Source organism: Rhizobium sp. AN73, from assembly GCF_030757975.1.
GTDB classification, from domain to species: domain Bacteria; phylum Pseudomonadota; class Alphaproteobacteria; order Rhizobiales; family Rhizobiaceae; genus Agrobacterium; species Agrobacterium arsenijevicii.
Genome location: NZ_JARWME010000002.1, coordinates 2639207 through 2656119, shown reverse-complemented (window position 1 = coordinate 2656119; position 16913 = coordinate 2639207). Strand labels below are relative to the sequence as shown.

At 58.7% G+C, this 16913-nt stretch carries 19 protein-coding genes and 1 pseudogene; 5 read left to right on the top strand and 15 right to left on the bottom strand.

Going from position 1 to position 16913, the window contains the following annotated elements:
* Positions 1–16 precede the first annotated feature (16 nt).
* Complete coding sequence (gene phaR, locus RBH10_RS22990) at positions 17–592, bottom strand: polyhydroxyalkanoate synthesis repressor PhaR (RefSeq protein WP_045019398.1); 576 nt, start codon at positions 590–592, stop codon at positions 17–19.
* 242 nt (positions 593–834) lie between these two features.
* On the opposite strand from phaR, the gene RBH10_RS22985 reads away from it, so the two are divergent.
* From RBH10_RS22985 to bfr, 4 genes are all read left to right on the top strand, one after another.
* Positions 835–2013 (top strand): acetyl-CoA C-acetyltransferase, encoded by a 1179-nt coding sequence (locus RBH10_RS22985; protein ID WP_281038308.1) that lies wholly within the window; start codon positions 835–837, stop codon positions 2011–2013.
* A gap of 129 nt (positions 2014–2142) precedes the next feature.
* Positions 2143–2868, top strand: coding sequence for an acetoacetyl-CoA reductase (gene phbB, locus RBH10_RS22980; protein WP_281038309.1), 726 nt, complete (start codon positions 2143–2145; stop codon positions 2866–2868).
* Between the two features lie 266 nt (positions 2869–3134).
* Positions 3135–3446: a bacterioferritin-associated ferredoxin gene (locus tag RBH10_RS22975; RefSeq protein ID WP_082065849.1), complete on the top strand. Its 312-nt coding sequence runs from the start codon at positions 3135–3137 to the stop codon at positions 3444–3446.
* On the top strand, positions 3412–3897 hold the full coding sequence (gene bfr, locus RBH10_RS22970) for a bacterioferritin (protein WP_045019385.1): 486 nt from the start codon (positions 3412–3414) through the stop codon (positions 3895–3897). The genes RBH10_RS22975 and bfr overlap by 35 nt, the downstream gene beginning before the upstream one ends.
* Positions 3898–3942: 45 nt before the next feature.
* On the opposite strand, the gene RBH10_RS22965 is transcribed toward bfr, so the two are convergent.
* The 14 genes and pseudogenes from RBH10_RS22965 to rplU form a co-directional block, all read right to left on the bottom strand.
* Positions 3943–4455 carry an RNA pyrophosphohydrolase gene (locus tag RBH10_RS22965; RefSeq protein ID WP_052675439.1) on the bottom strand — a complete coding sequence of 171 codons (513 nt, stop codon included), beginning with the start codon at positions 4453–4455 and terminating at the stop codon, positions 3943–3945.
* Between the two features lie 58 nt (positions 4456–4513).
* Positions 4514–5635, bottom strand: coding sequence for a divergent polysaccharide deacetylase family protein (locus RBH10_RS22960; RefSeq protein ID WP_306180903.1), 1122 nt, complete (start codon positions 5633–5635; stop codon positions 4514–4516).
* A 140-nt stretch (positions 5636–5775) separates the two neighbouring features.
* On the bottom strand, positions 5776–7101 hold the full coding sequence (locus tag RBH10_RS22955; RefSeq protein ID WP_045020346.1) for a S41 family peptidase: 1326 nt from the start codon (positions 7099–7101) through the stop codon (positions 5776–5778).
* Positions 7091–8497, bottom strand: coding sequence for a murein hydrolase activator EnvC (locus RBH10_RS22950; RefSeq protein WP_306180901.1), 1407 nt, complete (start codon positions 8495–8497; stop codon positions 7091–7093). Before RBH10_RS22950 ends, RBH10_RS22955 begins: the two co-directional genes overlap by 11 nt.
* Positions 8498–8657: 160 nt before the next feature.
* On the bottom strand, positions 8658–9140 hold the full coding sequence (rlmH, locus tag RBH10_RS22945) for a 23S rRNA (pseudouridine(1915)-N(3))-methyltransferase RlmH (RefSeq protein WP_149900403.1): 483 nt from the start codon (positions 9138–9140) through the stop codon (positions 8658–8660).
* A 158-nt stretch (positions 9141–9298) separates the two neighbouring features.
* Positions 9299–9743, bottom strand: a pseudogene (gene rsfS, locus RBH10_RS22940) (ribosome silencing factor).
* Between the two features lie 94 nt (positions 9744–9837).
* A complete protein-coding gene (locus RBH10_RS22935; protein WP_045020353.1) occupies positions 9838–10461 on the bottom strand; it encodes a nicotinate-nucleotide adenylyltransferase in 624 nt (207 codons plus the stop codon).
* A gap of 3 nt (positions 10462–10464) precedes the next feature.
* Complete coding sequence (locus RBH10_RS22930; RefSeq protein ID WP_045020355.1) at positions 10465–11751, bottom strand: glutamate-5-semialdehyde dehydrogenase; 1287 nt, start codon at positions 11749–11751, stop codon at positions 10465–10467.
* Complete coding sequence (gene proB, locus RBH10_RS22925) at positions 11744–12913, bottom strand: glutamate 5-kinase (RefSeq protein WP_045020356.1); 1170 nt, start codon at positions 12911–12913, stop codon at positions 11744–11746. Before proB ends, RBH10_RS22930 begins: the two co-directional genes overlap by 8 nt.
* Positions 12910–13977: a GTPase ObgE gene (gene obgE, locus RBH10_RS22920; RefSeq protein ID WP_045020358.1), complete on the bottom strand. Its 1068-nt coding sequence runs from the start codon at positions 13975–13977 to the stop codon at positions 12910–12912. The genes proB and obgE overlap by 4 nt, the downstream gene beginning before the upstream one ends.
* Before the next feature lie 169 nt (positions 13978–14146).
* On the bottom strand, positions 14147–14737 hold the full coding sequence (locus RBH10_RS22915) for a GNAT family N-acetyltransferase (RefSeq protein ID WP_281038312.1): 591 nt from the start codon (positions 14735–14737) through the stop codon (positions 14147–14149).
* On the bottom strand, positions 14734–15366 hold the full coding sequence (locus RBH10_RS22910; RefSeq protein ID WP_045020362.1) for a GNAT family N-acetyltransferase: 633 nt from the start codon (positions 15364–15366) through the stop codon (positions 14734–14736). Before RBH10_RS22910 ends, RBH10_RS22915 begins: the two co-directional genes overlap by 4 nt.
* A 131-nt stretch (positions 15367–15497) precedes the next feature.
* Entirely contained in the window at positions 15498–15767 is a 270-nt protein-coding gene (rpmA, locus tag RBH10_RS22905) for a 50S ribosomal protein L27 (RefSeq protein ID WP_003492686.1), read from the bottom strand.
* A 40-nt stretch (positions 15768–15807) separates the two neighbouring features.
* Positions 15808–16122, bottom strand: a complete 315-nt coding sequence (gene rplU, locus RBH10_RS22900) for a 50S ribosomal protein L21 (RefSeq protein WP_045020364.1) — start codon at positions 16120–16122, stop codon at positions 15808–15810.
* Positions 16123–16452: 330 nt separating this feature from the next.
* Between rplU and RBH10_RS22895 the strand changes: the two genes are divergently transcribed.
* The gene (locus RBH10_RS22895; protein WP_045020570.1) at positions 16453–16893 is read left to right on the top strand and encodes a metallopeptidase family protein; all 441 of its coding nucleotides are present in this window, start codon (positions 16453–16455) and stop codon (positions 16891–16893) included.
* Positions 16894–16913: the final 20 nt, after the last annotated feature.

Here is a 16913-nt window from a genome sequence, read left to right as displayed (position 1 = left end):
AATGCTCCGGCCTCCGTCAGAGCTGATCAAGTTTTTGCTGCAATGCGCGCAGCTGTGCCTTCAACTCATCGATTTCGGATGCATTCGGCTTGCGGTTTTCCTTGGGCGCCTGCGGCATTGCAAAAGGTGTGAAACCCTGCATTGCCTGCCGGAACAGTTCCGTATTACGACGGATCTGCTCTTCCATCATCTGCAGCGGCGCCTGAAAATTGCGGGCAAGCGAACCGTCGCCGAAAGCCTTGGCCATATGCTCCTGCATCTGGCTCTGCTGATCGGAGAAGGTTTTCATCGAATGTTCGAGAAATGTCGGCACGACCATCTGCATCTGATCGCCGTAATAGGAGATCAATTGCCGCAAAAACGCCGTCGGCAGCAGCGTATTGCCGGTTTTGGCTTCCTGCTCGACGATGATTTGCGTCAGAACCGCATGGGTGATGTCTTCGGAAGATTTGGCGTCCTGAACCTTGAAGTCCTCACCGCGTTTGACCATCTGCGCCAGATCGTCCAGCGTCACATAGGTGCTGGTTCCGGTATTGTAGAGCCGCCGGTTGGCATATTTTTTAATGATTGTTTCGCCGTCGTGTTTTGCCATGCCCGCCTCCTCGCGATGATGGTATTTTCTTGTTTTTTGGTGTTATTGCTCTTCCCGCGCGAAGTGTATGCGCAAAACAAGCTCCGTGACAAATGTTTTGTGCATCGCAACAGTTTGTTTTTTGCGCAGCAATTTTCCGCAAGATTCCGGCGTGATTTAGCAACATCTTTTAAAGCAACTTTCGGCATTTGACTTGTATTGAAAGCTTTGCCAGTCTCCGCCCGCAAGTGAGGAGAAAACAGATGACGCCTTCAATCGTGATTGCCAGCGCTGCGCGCACTGCTGTCGGTTCCTTCAATGGTGGCTTTGCCAATACGCCCGCCCACGAGCTTGGAGCAACCGTCATCAGTGCCGTGCTGGAACGCGCTGGGGTTGCGGCTGAGGAAATCGATGAAATCATCCTCGGTCAGGTGCTGACGGCAGGCGAAGGGCAGAACCCGGCGCGGCAGGCGGCGATGAAAGCCGGTATTCCGCAGGAGGCAACCGCCTTCGGCATCAATCAGCTCTGCGGTTCGGGCCTGCGCGCCGTTGCCCTTGGCATGCAGCAGATCGTTACCGGCGACGCGGCGATAATCATTGCCGGCGGCCAGGAATCCATGTCCATGGCGCCCCACTGCGCCCATTTGCGCGGCGGCGTGAAAATGGGTGATTTCAAGATGATCGACACCATGCTGAAGGACGGCCTGACCGACGCCTTTTACGGCTACCACATGGGGATAACCGCCGAAAACATTGCCCGGCAATGGCAGCTTTCCCGCGATGAACAGGACCAGTTCGCCGTCGCATCGCAAAACAAGGCCGAAGCCGCGCAAAGCGCCGGCCGTTTTGCAGACGAGATCGTGCCTTTCACAGTAAAGGGCCGCAAGGCCGATATCATCATCGATGCGGACGAACATATCCGTGCCGGCGTCTCGCTGGAAACCATGGCAAAGCTGCGTCCCGCCTTCGACAAGGAAGGCACGGTAACGGCAGGCAACGCCTCCGGCCTCAATGACGGCGCGGCGGCCACACTTTTGATGTCGGAGCAGGAAGCGGCAAAGCGCGGTATCAACCCGCTGGCCCGCATCGCCTCCTGGGCAACGGCCGGCGTCGATCCGCAGATCATGGGAACCGGCCCCATCCCCGCTTCGCGCAAGGCGCTGGCCAAGGCAGGCTGGTCGATCGGCGATATCGGCCTCGTCGAGGCCAATGAAGCTTTCGCTGCGCAATCCTGCGCGGTGGTGCGTGAACTTGGTCTTGATCCTGGTATCGTCAACGTCAACGGCGGTGCGATCGCCATCGGCCATCCGATCGGCGCTTCCGGTGCACGCGTCCTGAATACACTGATTTTCGAGATGCGCCGCCGCAACGTATCAAAGGGTCTTGCAACGCTCTGTATCGGCGGCGGCATGGGTGTCGCAATGTGCATCGAGGCGCTCTGAAAAATCGCTGCACGGCTCTCCAGAAAGCAATTCCGGTTCAGCGGGCAATAGGGTAGAAGCAGCCTCCCATTGGCCGCATTTCTGTGGCCGTTGAGCACGGCAAAAGCAGTTCAGGAAATGGAGGCCGATATGAGCCGGGTTGCGTTGATTTCCGGCGGGACGAGCGGCATAGGCGCCGCAATCGCCCGCGCCTTGCAGGCCGCCGGCTACCGGGTGGCCGTCAACTATGCCTTCACGACGGACAGGGCAGAGGCCTTCCAGAAGGAAACCGGCATCCCCGCGTTTCAATGGGACGTGCGCGACTACGACGCCTGCGCAAACGGCATCGCGCAGGTGGAAGAAACCTTCGGGCCGGTCGAGGTCCTCGTCAACAATGCCGGCATCACCCGCGATGCGATGTTTCACAAGATGACGCCGCAACAATGGCGCGAAGTAATCGACACCAACCTCACGGGCGTGTTCAACATGACGCATCCCGTCTGGCCGGGCATGCGCGACCGCGGCTTCGGCCGCATCGTCAATATTTCCTCCATCAACGGCCAGAAGGGTCAGGCGGGTCAGGCCAACTATTCCGCCTCAAAGGCGGGCGATATCGGCTTCACCAAGGCGCTCGCCCAGGAAGGCGCCAGCCGCAACATCACCGTCAACGCCATCTGCCCCGGCTACATCGGCACGGAGATGGTGAGAGCCATACCGGAAAAAGTTCTGGCCGAGCGCATCGTGCCGCAAATTCCCGTCGGTCGGTTGGGCGAGCCGGAAGAAATCGCGCGCTGCGTTCTGTTTCTCGTATCCGACGAGGCCGGCTTCATCACCGGCTCCACTATGACCGCCAATGGTGGGCAATATTTCGCCTGAGATCGGCGCGCTTGCCTCTCCGACTAGAGGCAAGCAGTAAACTTTTTGTGATATTAGCTGCCGTGAGATTGCCGCGCACAAAAACTTGAACGCAAAACACCGCAATAATGCAACCGCTAAACCAATGAAAATACGATAGTTTTTGTATAGTTTAGAATGAGTCTAGAAAAATGACAGACGTGTCGCCGGAGGTTTTTCTTGACAGTTGGTGTCCTGTTTTGGTTTAAGAACGAAAACAACGTGTTGCGTCATACAGGCAGTCCATCATGCTGGTTTGCAGCTGCAATTACATTACCGACCACGATATCCGGGACGTCATTAACGAGCTCCTGGACGAGGACTGTTGGCAGCTCATCGTTCCCGCAAAAGTGTATCACGCCATGGAGAAACGCGGTCGCTGCTGCGGCTGTTTCCCAACCGTCGTCGACCTGATCATCCAGACCACGGAAGAATATCACGCCCGTCGCCACTCGACGGAGGCCGATGTTTTTGATTTTATGTCCCGCTTGAAGCGATTCCATGAAGACAACAGGAGAGCGGACATTGAAAGGCGACAAAAAAGTCATCGAGCGGCTTAACGAAGCCCTTTTTCTAGAACTCGGTGCAGTAAACCAGTATTGGCTCCACTACCGGCTTCTGAACGATTGGGGCTACACCAAGCTCGCAAAGAAGGAGCGTGCGGAATCCATCGAAGAGATGCAGCACGCCGACAAGATCATCGATCGTATTATCTTCCTGGAAGGCCATCCCAACCTCCAGACCCTGGCTCCGCTGCGCATCGGCCAGAACGTCAAGGAAGTGCTTGAAGCGGATCTGGCTGGCGAATACGACGCCCGGACCTCCTACAAGAAATCGCGTGATATCTGTTCCGAAGCTGGAGACTACGTCTCCATGAAGCTGTTCGAAGCCCTGCTGATCGACGAAGAAGGTCATATCGACTTCCTCGAAACCCAGCTCGATCTGCTCGGCAAGATTGGTGCAGAAAAATACGGCCAGCTCAACGCCGATTCCGCTAACGAAGCGGAATAAGCTTTCGCACGTGATCAAAGAAAAGGCGGCCACTGGCCGCCTTTTTTATTTTCCGGAGAGGTGCCGGAATTCTGTAACCACCTTCTCGTAGACAGCCCTCTTGAAGGGCACGATCAGCTCCGGAAGGCTTTCCATCGGCTTCCAGCCCCAGGCGTCGAATTCAGCCGTATGCCCGGTCGGTGGAGGATCGATCTGGATTTCGCTTTCGTCGCCGTCGAAACGGAAGGCAAACCAGCGTTGCGCCTGCCCGCGATATTTGCCCTTCAGGCCGATACCGATCAGTTCGGGCGGCAGATCATAATGAATCCAGTCGCTCGCTTCCGCCAGCAACGTCACCGTCTTCATTCCCGTTTCTTCGTAGAGTTCGCGAATGGCGGCCGTCAAAGGCCGTTCACCATCATCAATTCCGCCCTGCGGCATCTGCCACAATTGCGGTGAACCGTCATATTCGGAGTTGCCTTCCCTGATCCGCCTGCCGGCCCAGACGAGGCCTTCGGCGTTCAAAACCATAATCCCCGCACAGGGACGGTAAGGCAAATCTTCTGCTTTGATTGTCATAGGAAACCCGCACTGTCTGGGCGCCGAAAAGGCGCTAAGGAATGGCCGCGCAGAAGGTTTACTGCCCCGCCTGCTCCGAAACAAGCGCAGAAACACCGACAATCTCGATACCGCGACCACCGGCCTCCCGCGACCACTTCGCGATTGCGCCGATGCTTTCGTCAAAAGCCGAGGCCACGCCGATCGCCTGACCGTTGCGGCGCGCGATCCGCTCCAATTCATCCAGCTTGCGCAGGATAGCGGCTTCGGTAACCTCGCCATCGAGCAGAACATCGGCAAAGCCCTGCGGCGCGGAGATGGCCTTTGCAATCCCGCCGCTCAGCGACTGCGCCGAGGAGGCATCATCCAGGAAAAGCAGCCCACGCTTGCCGATATCGCGCATCACCGGTTCCAACGCCGCCTGCTCGGAAAGGAAACGCCCGCCGAGATAATTCATGATGCCGGTATAATTGGTAATTTTCGCCATGGAGCGATGCAGCCGGTCGATATTGACCTTCGCCGGATCGCCCGCCAGCAGCGTGTCCGGGCCGGGATTGGTGCCGGGATAACCGAAAGGCTCCAACGGTATCTGGAGGAGAATTTCATGCCCCTCACGGCGCGCTTCCTGCATCCAGCGCTGCAGGCTGTTGCCGCTTGCGGCAAAACCGAGCGTCACCTCCGGCGGCAAGTCCCGGATCGCCTTTTGTGAACCCGTCTGGCTGAGGCCGAGGCCGCCGACCACGATCGCTATCCGCGTGCCACGCGCGCCGGACCATGGCCTTGCATATTGCTCCATCGGCCGCAAACCGTCGGCACCGACAACCGGCAACCTGCCGAATGCGGTCTCTTCCAGCAATGCATCATTGGGCCGCGTTGCCATGCGCGGATCCTGACCATAGGTCTGGCCGCTCATCAGCACCGGCCCATCGCTATCACGGGGGCGGGGAGAATAGACCGACACGACATTGCCGTCCGGCATCGTCGCCCGGTTGATATTGGCGCCAGAGCGGCCGCTTTCGGGCTTCAGGCCTGCCGTGTCGCCGGTAGCCGCCACATCGGCCTCTGCCGTTTTCGGCGTGTTTTCGGGAAGCACCGGCTGGATATCCGGCCCGCTCGCCGTCTTCTGCAGATTGCCGGGCGACAAGGCCGTATAGACGGAAAGCCCGCCAATCGTCAGAACGGCAAGCGCAGACACGACCATAATGACGGAAAAGCGCCGGTTGATACCGGCGCTTTTTTCTGACGACCCAGAAGCGGTTTTCGCAGGTCAGAAGGCAATGAACGATCCGTTCAAACGGTTAGGCAATCGAGAAAATGCGCCGGCTGACCGGCGCATCTATCTTACTGCTTGTTGACCACAGCCTTATCCGGGTTCGGCGGGAACGACGGATCCGTCTTGGTACCGCGCAACAGGTCCAGCGCATAATTGAGCTGGATATCGTCCTTGGCTTCCGGCGGAACATAGGCGGAGGAACCCGAACCTTCGTCGGTTTCGCTCTGACCCTTGATATGGCCAGTCAGGCTGGATTCGCCCTCGGTCGTGACGCGACCCTGCAATTCCGGCGGCAACGGCTGTTCGACCTTGATATCAGGCGTAATGCCCGTGCCCTGGATCGATTTGCCCGACGGCGTGTAATAAAGCGCCGTGGTCAGACGCAGCGCACCGGCTTCGCCAAGCGGAATGATCGTCTGGACCGAACCCTTACCGAAGGAGCGCGTGCCGACAACAGTCGCGCGACGCAGATCCTGCAGCGCACCGGCAACGATTTCAGACGCCGAGGCCGAACCACCGTTGATCAGCACGATTACCGGCTTGCCATCGGTCAGATCGCCTGCCGTCGCGTTGAAGCGGCGGGTCTCGTCCGGGTTGCGACCACGGGTCGAAACGACTTCGCCACGCTCAAGGAAGGCGTCGGAGACATTGATCGCCTGATCGAGCAGACCACCCGGGTTAAGACGCAGGTCGAGCACGTAGCCCTTCAGCTTGTCAGCCGGCACATCCGTCTTGATCTTCTTGATCGCCTTTTCGAGATCATCATAGGTCTTCTCGGTAAAGGAGATGACGCGCAGATAACCGACATCGCCCTCGACGCGGGACTTGACCGCGCGCACGGCAATGACATCACGCATGACGGTGAATTCGAGCGGCTTGTCGGCGCCCTGACGGATGATCGTCAGCTTGATCGGCGTCTTGACCGCGCCGCGCATCTTTTCGACCGCCTGCTCCAGTTTAAGACCGCGAACCGGCGTACCGTCGATTTCCGAAATATAGTCGCCGGCGAGAATGCCTGCGCGCGAAGCCGGCGTGTCGTCCATCGGCGAGATGACCTTGACCAGCTCGTTTTCCATGGTCACTTCGATGCCGAGACCGCCGAACTCACCCTTGGTCTGGGTGCGCATGTCGTTGGCGTCCTTGGCGTTCATGAAGCTCGAATGGGGATCGAGCGAACTGAGCATGCCGTTGATGGCATTTTCCACCAGCTTCTCGTCATCCGGCGGCGTCACATATTGTGCACGCACACGCTCGAACACGTCGCCAAAGATGGATAGTTCCTTATAGGTCGAAGGCCCGGCCGCCTGTGCCGGCATGCTCGCCGAATAAATCACACTCATCGCCGTGGCGCCCATAAGCCCACCGATAAGGAGAAGCGAAACCTTACGGATCATTGTGCGCCCTTCCGGTATTTTTTGCGGTCCACCAAGGTTGGGAATCAACCGGCACACCATCTTTCCTGAACTCAATGTAGAGCGTTGGCCTGTCGGTTTCCAGCGCCAATGCTGCTGCACTCGCTACTCTTTTTGCACCCATGGAGGCGATAGGCTCTCCGGAGAACACAAACATTCCCTGTCGTGTCCTCACATTGTCCATGCCCGTCATGACTACGTGGTATCCGTCACCCGTATTGAGGATGATCATTCGGCCGTAACTGCGAAAATCTCCGGCAAATACAACAAAGCCGTCTGCGGGTGCCGTAACGATAGCTTCGGGTCCGGTCGCGACGACAATTCCCTTGGAAAAGTGGCCCGTACCATCCGCATCACCGAAACGACGCAACACATCTCCAGCCACCGGCATGTCCAGCTTTGCCTTCAAACTCGCGAACGGATATGCGGGCGCAATGCGGTTTTTATCGGGCATTCCCGCCTCGGCTGCGGCACGCTCTTTCTCACGTTCCGCTTCGGAAAGACGGGCCACGCGCTGCTCTTCCGCACGCGCCTTTTCCATCGCTTCCCGCACCGAGGAAATCTCGCCTTCAAGCGAACCGACGAGACCTTCGAGGCTGGTCGCCTTGCTTGCAAGCTCCTCGGATCGCTTGCGTTCCGCCTCCAGCGCCGACGCCGTCTGGGAATTTCTGCGGTCGTTTTCCGCAAGCAGCAGGTCGAGGCGTTTATCCTCTTCCAGACTTGCCGTCATCATACCCGTAAGATCGTCCTTTTCGCGAGCGATTGCCTGCCGGACGTCGGTCAATTCTTTGAGAGCGGCAACCAGCTTGTCGGTTTCACCGCGAATGCCAGGAACAACGGCACCGAGAAGAATGGCGCTACGTACCGAAGCCAGCGCATCCTCCGGCGAAACGAGAAGGGCCGGGGGCGGGTTTCTGCCCATGCGTTGCAGCGCGGCCAGAACCTCCGCCAAAACGCCGCGCCTTTCGCGCAACGATGCCTTGACGCCGTCTTCGCGAACCGAAAGCTTGGCCAGACGATCCTCGCCGTCGCTGATCTTGGTTTCCAGCGCCTTGCGGCGCGCGGCCGACGCGATCAGCTCTTCGCGGATACGGGCGCTGTCCTGATTAAGGGAAGCGATGCTTTCTTCGAGATTGCGGGTCTTGTCTTCCGAAAGACCGATGCTGTCGACCAGCTCTTCCAGATCCTGCCGGTTCTGGTCACGGCGCTTTTCCAGCGTCTGAAGTGCCTCCGGCGACGAATCGTTCTCACCAGCTGGTACAGCACCCGCGTCATCGCGCGAAAAGGCGCGGTCAACGGGGAAAATCCCCATGACAAGGGCAGCGAAAACCGCGCCCGCAAGGGCAGCGTGGCGTTTTCGGTGAGGCCTCTTGTCCATTTGAACTTTCTTTGATGCCGAAGCAGGATCGCCGATATTAGGGATTTTGCGGTGATCTTCCAAGAGGCCTTAAAGAGGCCGCCGGCAAAGCCATTCGCATATGGCCGTGTCGCGGAGCTTCATGTTAAAATTGAGACGATTATCCGCATCAAAACCCGGCTCAAACGCGATGATAGGGATGGCCTGAGAGGATGGTGACGGCACGGTAGAGTTGCTCGGCGATCAGAATGCGAACGATCTGATGTGGCCATGTGAGCTTGCCGAGATTGAGAACGGCCGCCGCCCTGTCGTAAAGGGCCGGATCAAGGCCGTCGGCACCGCCGATCGCGATGATGAGATCGCGCTTGCCGCTATCGCGCAGATCACCAAAAAACGTAGCGAAGGCCGGGCTGTCCAGCGCCTTGCCGCGTTCGTCCAGCAGCACGAGCACCGCGCCGTCTGCCAGATGTTTTTCCAGCATCGCCGCTTCTTCGCGCTTGCGCGTCTCCGCATTCGACGCCCGACTTTCCGCGACCTCGATCACACGCGAAAACTCCAGCCCGATTGCCGGGCCAGTCTTGGCGAGGCGCTCAATATAACGGGTCGCAAGATCCTTTTCCGGGCCGGATTTCAGCCGTCCCACCGCAAAAATCGAAATCCGCATCGCAAACCTGTATTCGTCGTGACCCAACAGGGTCACGCTCTTAACAGCATAGCCTACGGATTCCTATGCGGCCGGCTCGCTTTCCGGCCAAACACATCGCCCCGAAATCAAACAGGATATTCGGAAGACCCGATGTGCAACGTCAAAGGCTCACCGCATCAATGCAGCGTGTCTTCCGGCATTTCCGGTGTCGCCCACATTTTTTCAATGTTGTAGAAGACACGGATTTCCGGACGGAACACATGAACGATGATATCGCCGGTATCGATCAGCACCCAATCTCCGGTCTCGAGACCTTCGACGCGGGCGCTTCCAAACCCTTCATCCTTCATATCCTTGAGAAGATGCTCGCAGATCGCCGAAACATGCCTGCTCGATCGCCCGGAGACCACCACCATGTAGTCCGCAAGCGCCGATTTTCCGGCAATGTCGAGAGATACGATATCTTCAGCCTTGGAGTCCTCGAGGCTCGCGAGGACGGTTTCGAGGGCATGATCGGCGGCATCGACGCCACTGTCTTGACCCTTCGGGATAGCAACAAATGCTCTTCCCTTGGCGTGTACTGTTGTCAGAGGGTTTCCCTTTCCAAGAATGACAAAACAGGTACTGGCGACGCGAATCTGTGCGTCACCAGATTAAGGTGGCACCAAAGCATTAACTTTTCAAGATATGGAGCCTTCAACGGCTGTCGCATACATCATTTGTGATTATTGCGGAGCGCCGTGGAACTGAGCGTCGAACGAGGACCATGGATAAAGACCCAGGCGGGCGCCTTTTTTTTCCACAAAACACCGGCATCATCCTCATCGATCCGTGCCTGGCTGAAGGCCTGCGCCATGGTGGAGGAGAGGTAGGACAGGGTGGAACCCGGTCGGTCGATCACCGCAATCGGAAAGGTCTCGGCGATCCGTCGCCATTGCTGCCAGCGATGGAAGCTTTTCAGATTGTCGGCGCCCATGATCCAGATGAAGCGGACATGCGGATTTCTCGCTTTCACCTTGGCGAGCGTATTGGCCGTGTAGCTGATGCCCAGCGATTTTTCAAAGGCCGTCACCTTGATGCGCGGATCGCTGACGAGCCTTTCGCAGGCGGCGATGCGATCCTCTAAAGACGCCAGTTCTGAGCGACTTTTCAGCGGATTGCCCGGCGTGACCATCCACCAGAGCTGATCGAGACCCAGCCTGCGCAGCGCGATTTCGGCGACAAGGGCATGGCCGGCATGCGGCGGATTGAAAGAGCCGCCGAACAGCCCGACGACCATGCCGCGTTCCGCATGCGGCATGGTGAGATAACGTCTGTCGAGGCGTGTTTCGACCGGCAACTATCAGGTCCGTGTCTGGCCGGTGCCATGCACGCGGTATTTGAATGAAGTGAGCTGCTCGACGCCAACGGGGCCGCGTGCATGCATCTTACCCGTGGCGATGCCGATTTCTGCACCCATGCCGAATTCACCGCCATCGGCAAATTGCGTCGAGGCATTGTGCAGCAGAATGGCCGAATCGAGCTCGTTGAAGAAACGCTCGACCACAACAGGGTCCTCTGCGATCACCGCTTCGGTGTGATTGGACGAATAGGTGCCGATATGGTCGATCGCGCCGGAAATACCGTCGACGACAGTGACGGAAATGATCGCATCGAGATATTCGGTGCGCCAGTCCTCTTCCGTCGCGGGCACTACACCTGCAACGGCATTGCGAACGGCCTGCGAACCGCGCACTTCGCAGCCAGCGTCGATCAAGGCCTTGACGAGCGGCGTGAGATGCGTGGAAACGGCAGCGGCATCCACCAGCAGGGTTTCGGCTGCGCCGCAAATGCCGGTGCGGCGCATCTTGGCGTTGACGACAATGCGTGTGGCCATGTCGAGATCGGCTGACCCGTCGACATAGATATGGCAGATACCTTCCAGATGCGCAAAGACCGGCACCCGCGCTTCAGACTGCACGCGCGCAACGAGGCTTTTGCCACCGCGCGGTACAATCACGTCAACCGTGCCATTCAATCCGCCCAACAAAGCGCCCACGGCAGCGCGGTCGGTGACCGGCACCAGTTGAATGGCATGCTCGGGAAGACCGGCAATCTTCAGGCCTTCAACGAGGCAGGCATGGATAGCACGTGATGAATGTTGCGAATCCGATCCGCCGCGCAGGATGACCGCGTTACCCGCCTTGAGGCAGAGCGCGCCGGCATCCGCCGTCACATTCGGGCGGCTTTCGTAAATCACCCCGATAACGCCAAGCGGCGTGCGCACGCGCTCGATCTTCAGCCCGTTGGGTCTATCCCAGGCGGCAATGACTTCGCCGACCGGATCGGACAGCGCCGCAACCGAGCGGATGCCTTCGGCAATGCCGGCAATCCGTGCATCATTGAGGGTGAGCCTGTCGATGAAGGAAGCGGCAAGGCCGGCATTGTCCGCCGCCGCCAGATCTTTGCCATTGGCGGCAAGGATCGTTTCCCTGGACGCCTCGATGGCGGATGCCATGGCAAGCAGCGCGCGGTTCTTCTGATCCGTGCCTGCGATGGACAACGGTCGCGAAGCAGCTTTTGCCTGTGCACCGATGGTCATCATCAGCGCATCGATATCATGGCTCTGCTTCACGGCCTGTTCAGGCATGGACCTCATCCTTCTCAGTATTTTTAACTTTGACGGCAGCGCCGGTCATCACCAGATCGTCGCGATGGATCATTGCCGCACGCCCGACATAACCGAGGATAGCCTCGATCTCGTTGGACTTGTGACCGATGATAAGGCGCGCCTCTTCCGCATCGTAACCCGCAAGACCGCGTGCGACCTCGCGGCCTTCGACGCCGATGATGGCAATCGCATCGCCGCGTCCGAAATTGCCCTTGACCACCCGCACGCCCGCGGGAAGCAGGCTCTTACCGGCATAGAGCGCTTTTTCAGCGCCCGCATCCACATGAATTTCGCCAGCCGGCTGCAATTGTCCGGCAATCCAGGTCTTGCGCGCCGTCACCGGCGTGCCTGATGGCGCAAACCACGAGGAGCGAGCCCCGTTTTCGATTGCCTTCAGCGGATTGAGTGTCTTGCCGGAAGCGATAATCATGCCACAGCCTGCAGCGGTCGCGATCTTGCCCGCATCGATCTTGGTGCGCATGCCGCCGCGCGAAAGCTCGGAGGCAGCGCCGCCGGCCATGGCCTCGATCTCGGGGGTAATGTGTGCAATCGTCTCAAGAAATTTCGCATCCGGATCGAGATGCGGCGGAGCGGTGTAAAGCCCGTCAATATCCGAAAGCAGCACCAGAAGATCCGCGCCCGTCATGGTGGCCACGCGGGCCGCCAGACGATCATTATCGCCATAGCGGATTTCGGTGGTCGCCACCGTGTCGTTTTCATTGATGATCGGAATGGCACCGATCTTCAGTAGCTGGTTGATGGTGGCGCGCGCATTAAGGTAACGGCGACGCTCCTCGGTGTCCGACAGCGTCAGCAGGATCTGGCCCGCAACGATCTCATGCCGCGACAGGCTTTCCGACCATGCCCTTGCCAGAGCGATCTGACCGACCGCCGCAGCCGCCTGGCTTTCCTCCAGCTTCAATGCGCCAGAGGGCAGGCCGAGCACCGTACGGCCGAGCGCGATGGCGCCCGAAGACACCACCTGAACATCGACGCCGTTTTTCTTCAGCGCAGCGATGTCCTCGCAGATGGCGTCGAGCCAATCCTTTTTCAGCCCACTTTTCCGGTCCACCAGTAGTGCCGAACCGATCTTGATGACGATCCGGTGGTGGCTGCCCAGCGGTTTGCGGGTGAGACTCATAGGCGATCGTCCTCTTCCTCGGCCTCGCTATCCACGGGCATTGAGCGGTCGGGAAGGGCGGTCTCGCCGCCATTGCTCGCCGAGACGATGATATCGCGAAGGGAGCGCAGCGCCTCCGTCATGCCGATATGGGCGGCAGCGGACAACAGGAGCGGAGGACGGCCGCAGGCCTTTTCCAGCTCCTTTGCCTTCTTTTTCAATTCTTTTTCATCCAGCACGTCGATCTGCGACAGCGCCACGATTTCCGGCTTGTCGGTCAACCCGCCGCCATAGGCATCCAGCTCGGCCTTGACCGTTTTATAGGCCTGTCCGACCTTTTCTTCCTGCGCGGAGACGAGATGCAGAAGTACGCGGGTGCGCTCCACATGGCCGAGGAACCGGTCGCCAATGCCCACGCCCTCATGCGCGCCTTCGATCAGACCGGGAATATCGGCCAGCACGAATTCGCGGCCGTCGATGGTCGCGACGCCGAGGTTAGGATGCAGGGTAGTGAAAGGATAGTTGGCGATCTTCGGCCGCGCGCGCGTGACGGTCGCGAGGAACGTCGATTTGCCAGCATTCGGCAGACCAACGAGACCGGCATCGGCGATCAGCTTCAGGCGAAGCCAGAGCGTCTTTTCTTCGCCCGCAAGGCCCGGATTGGCATGGGTGGGCGCCTGATTGGTCGAAGACTTGAAATAGGCATTGCCGAAACCACCATTGCCGCCGGCGGCAAGACGAAAGCGCTGGCCTTCCTTGGTCAGGTCGATAATCAGCGTCTCGTTGTCTTCCTCGAAAATCTGGGTACCGACGGGCACTTTCAGAACCACGTCCGAACCCTTGGCGCCGGTGCGGGTCTTGCCCATGCCGTGCTGTCCGATCGAGGCCTTGAAATGCTGCTGGAAGCGGAAGTCGATCAGGGTATTGAGACCGTTGACCACCTCGATCCAGACATCGCCACCGCGGCCGCCATCGCCGCCATCAGGACCGCCGAACTCGATGAATTTTTCGCGCCGGAAGGAAACGGCGCCCGCGCCGCCGTCACCGGACTTGATATAGATTTTTGCTTCATCGAGAAATTTCATCGGACTGCCGTTCTATCGGTTTGCGGGCACACCGGCTAATCGCGTTGTGCCAAACAAAAATATCGTCGTTTCGAATACAAGCGCTTCTCCACAAGGTCAAAGACTATCGTGCGTGAAGCCCATGCGTGAGACAAGGCCGGTTTGGAGCAAACCGGCCTTGTTTTGATTGTCAGCGGTGCGGCAGAATGAAATCCTCAGCCGTGATCGCCGTATTGATATGCGCCACCATGGCGGCACGTGCCGTGGCGTAAATCTGGTGGCAGCCGGTCACCCGGAAGCCCAGTTTTTCCTGCACGCGCAGCGAAGCCGGATTATCCGCAAACACACCGGAATGGAGAACCACCCCCGGCATGCGGCGGAAGAACCGCTCGACCACGGCGGCCACCGCCTCGGTCATGTAACCCTTGCCCCAGTAGAAGCGGTTCAGCCAGTAGCCGAGATGCCACTCGCCGTGCCGCAATTCGACCGAGACGACGCCAATAAGGGTATCGTCACCGCTGGTGATGGCGAAATCCCAGTCGGGCAGGGTGCCGGATGTGCGTAAGACCAGCCATTCCAGCGCATCCTGTCGGTGATAGGGCGCGGGAACACGGGCCAGCATTCTGGTCACAGCAAAATCGCCAAGCGATTCCGCAATGCTGCCGGCATCGGAAAGCCGCTGCGGACGCAGCAGCAGTCGCGACGTCTCGATGACAGGGCAGGGGCCGGGCGGTGCCACGGTAGCGGCAGCCCGGCGACGGGAAAGCTCCAGCGTGCTCATCCCATGTCCCCCCAGCTCTTCAGCGAAACCCAGGTCTTGCGGTCCAGCCTGTACCATTCGACCGGTACCATGCCGCCAAGCGCCAGCGAACCGACCATTCCGGAACCCTGAAACTGGAAACCGCACTTCTGGATGACGCGGCGCGAAGCGATGTTGGTAACCCGGCAGCGGGCATCGATCTGGTCGATTTCACGCGTGCGGAAGGCCATGTCGATCAGCGCATGTGTGGCTTCGGTCATATAGCCCCGGTTCCAGTAGGGTTCCCCCAGCCAGTAACCGATCTCAAGCGTCTTTTCGTCTTCCTGCGGTTCAAGCGCGCAGCAACCCAAAAACTCGCCATTGTCCATGCGGGTAATCACATAGACGCACTTGCCGATCTCGCCAGCATTGGTGCGTCGCACGAAGTCCGCGGCGTCTTTGGCCGTGTACGGGTGCGGCATACGCGACACCATGGTCGCGATATTGGCATTGTTGGCAAGATGGGCAAGGGCGTCGATGTCTTCTTCGTGAGGCTTGCGTAAAACCAGCCTCTGCGACAGTAAAACGGGGCAATCGCTCCTCGACCGATCGGGCCGCGGCCGCTCTTCGGGTGACCGTGATTGGTCAACCCTCAACAATTCAGCTTGCATGGTTCAGTCCCTCCTAGGGGTTAAAGAAAAAGGGGAGTTGGGTGGTACCCCATCTCCCCTGTTTTCTTGACTGAACCTGATACGTCTCAGCCGGGTCGATGGGACACCGGCTGCATATGACGCTTACCGGCTTATTCTGCGGCTTCGGCTTTCGGAGCCACGGATACGAACACGCGACCGTTGGCCTTCGTGCGGAAGTTCACGTTACCAGCCGTCAGTGCGAAAATCGTGTGGTCCTTGCCGATGCCAACGTTGGCGCCCGGATGCCACTGCGTGCCGCGCTGACGCAGAATAATGTTGCCTGGAATGACAGCTTCGCCGCCGAACTTCTTTACGCCAAGGCGCTTGGATTCGGAATCGCGACCGTTACGCGAGGAACCGCCAGCTTTTTTGTGTGCCATTGGAGTTCTCCTTTAAACCTTGTTTCCCGTGTCGCGCCGATTAGGCAGCAACGATGTCCGTGATGCGGACGACAGTGTGATGCTGACGATGGCCGCGCGAACGCTTGGAGTTCTGACGACGACGCTTCTTGAAGGCGATGACCTTCTTGCCGCGGTTGTGCTCGACAACTTCAGCCTTGACGATAGCACCCTTAACGAAGGGAGCACCGAACTTGGCGTCAGCGCCTTCGCCGATCACGAGAACTTCGGTGAATTCTACAGTTGCGCCTGCCTCTGCTTCCAGCTTTTCGATGGTCAGCACGGCGTCGGCTGCTACGCGGTACTGCTTACCGCCGGTCTTGATGACTGCGAACATTTGTTATCCTTTCATGTTCGTTCCGGCTCTGCCCGCAAATGCAAGCTGGCCGTCTTTTTATCAGTCGGAGTAGCGGAAATCCGTGAGGACTGAATGCCCTTTTGAATGTCTGCCGGTGAAACCGCCTTTTTAGAGGGCGGAATAAACGGAAGGCGCAATACGCCATCAATTTGGGTGCGAATTACGCGAGACATCAGTTTATGTCAAGATGACGAACGTTTGAAAAGTAACTGTAACGCCAAGAATTTCATGCTTTTTCGGCAGGCGGAGCAGTCAGGTCTCGAAATTTGCGCAGCAAGTGTTTATATGGGCCTTCAACAAGGAGCAGAAATGGCCCGCATAGACCAGACCGACGATTGGCGGGACCGCCATGCGCCGACACTTTCCGCCTTCGAGTCGCTTGCGATCGAGGCATATGGCCACCTGCCAGATGAATTCCGTGCATTGACGAAGGATCTCATCATCGAGATCGCGGATTTTCCGACCGACGAAGTGTTCGAGGACATGGCGCTCGAAACCCCCTTCGACCTGCTTGGATTGTTCGAGGGGCGCGGCATCTCCGAACGTTTCACCATGGAAACCGGCGAGATGGTGAACCGCATCACGCTATATCGTCGCCCCATTCTCGACTACTGGGCCGAGAACGAGGAAACGCTGGGTGATATCATCACCCATGTCCTCATCCACGAGATCGGCCACCATTTCGGCCTGTCGGACGACGACATGGAGCGGATCGAAGAAAGCGCCGACGAGGCCGCCGCGGAGCGCTGACCCCGCCGGCGGCGACGCCT

What these genes read in the sequence shown, in the direction of transcription:
- phaR (WP_045019398.1), bottom strand. Translation starts at nt 592, where the DNA reads ATGGCAAAACACGACGGCGAAACAATCATTAAAAAATATGCCAACCGG.
- RBH10_RS22985 (WP_281038308.1), top strand. Translation starts at nt 835, where the DNA reads ATGACGCCTTCAATCGTGATTGCCAGCGCTGCGCGCACTGCTGTCGGT.
- phbB (WP_281038309.1), top strand. Translation starts at nt 2,143, where the DNA reads ATGAGCCGGGTTGCGTTGATTTCCGGCGGGACGAGCGGCATAGGCGCC.
- RBH10_RS22975 (WP_082065849.1), top strand. Translation starts at nt 3,135, where the DNA reads ATGCTGGTTTGCAGCTGCAATTACATTACCGACCACGATATCCGGGAC.
- RBH10_RS22965 (WP_052675439.1), bottom strand. Translation starts at nt 4,455, where the DNA reads ATGACAATCAAAGCAGAAGATTTGCCTTACCGTCCCTGTGCGGGGATT.
- RBH10_RS22960 (WP_306180903.1), bottom strand. Translation starts at nt 5,635, where the DNA reads ATGGTCGTGTCTGCGCTTGCCGTTCTGACGATTGGCGGGCTTTCCGTC.
- RBH10_RS22955 (WP_045020346.1), bottom strand. Translation starts at nt 7,101, where the DNA reads ATGATCCGTAAGGTTTCGCTTCTCCTTATCGGTGGGCTTATGGGCGCC.
- RBH10_RS22950 (WP_306180901.1), bottom strand. Translation starts at nt 8,497, where the DNA reads ATGGACAAGAGGCCTCACCGAAAACGCCACGCTGCCCTTGCGGGCGCG.
- rlmH (WP_149900403.1), bottom strand. Translation starts at nt 9,140, where the DNA reads ATGCGGATTTCGATTTTTGCGGTGGGACGGCTGAAATCCGGCCCGGAA.
- RBH10_RS22930 (WP_045020355.1), bottom strand. Translation starts at nt 11,751, where the DNA reads ATGCCTGAACAGGCCGTGAAGCAGAGCCATGATATCGATGCGCTGATG.
- proB (WP_045020356.1), bottom strand. Translation starts at nt 12,913, where the DNA reads ATGAGTCTCACCCGCAAACCGCTGGGCAGCCACCACCGGATCGTCATC.
- obgE (WP_045020358.1), bottom strand. Translation starts at nt 13,977, where the DNA reads ATGAAATTTCTCGATGAAGCAAAAATCTATATCAAGTCCGGTGACGGC.
- RBH10_RS22915 (WP_281038312.1), bottom strand. Translation starts at nt 14,737, where the DNA reads ATGAGCACGCTGGAGCTTTCCCGTCGCCGGGCTGCCGCTACCGTGGCA.
- RBH10_RS22910 (WP_045020362.1), bottom strand. Translation starts at nt 15,366, where the DNA reads ATGCAAGCTGAATTGTTGAGGGTTGACCAATCACGGTCACCCGAAGAG.
- rpmA (WP_003492686.1), bottom strand. Translation starts at nt 15,767, where the DNA reads ATGGCACACAAAAAAGCTGGCGGTTCCTCGCGTAACGGTCGCGATTCC.
- rplU (WP_045020364.1), bottom strand. Translation starts at nt 16,122, where the DNA reads ATGTTCGCAGTCATCAAGACCGGCGGTAAGCAGTACCGCGTAGCAGCC.
- RBH10_RS22895 (WP_045020570.1), top strand. Translation starts at nt 16,453, where the DNA reads ATGGCCCGCATAGACCAGACCGACGATTGGCGGGACCGCCATGCGCCG.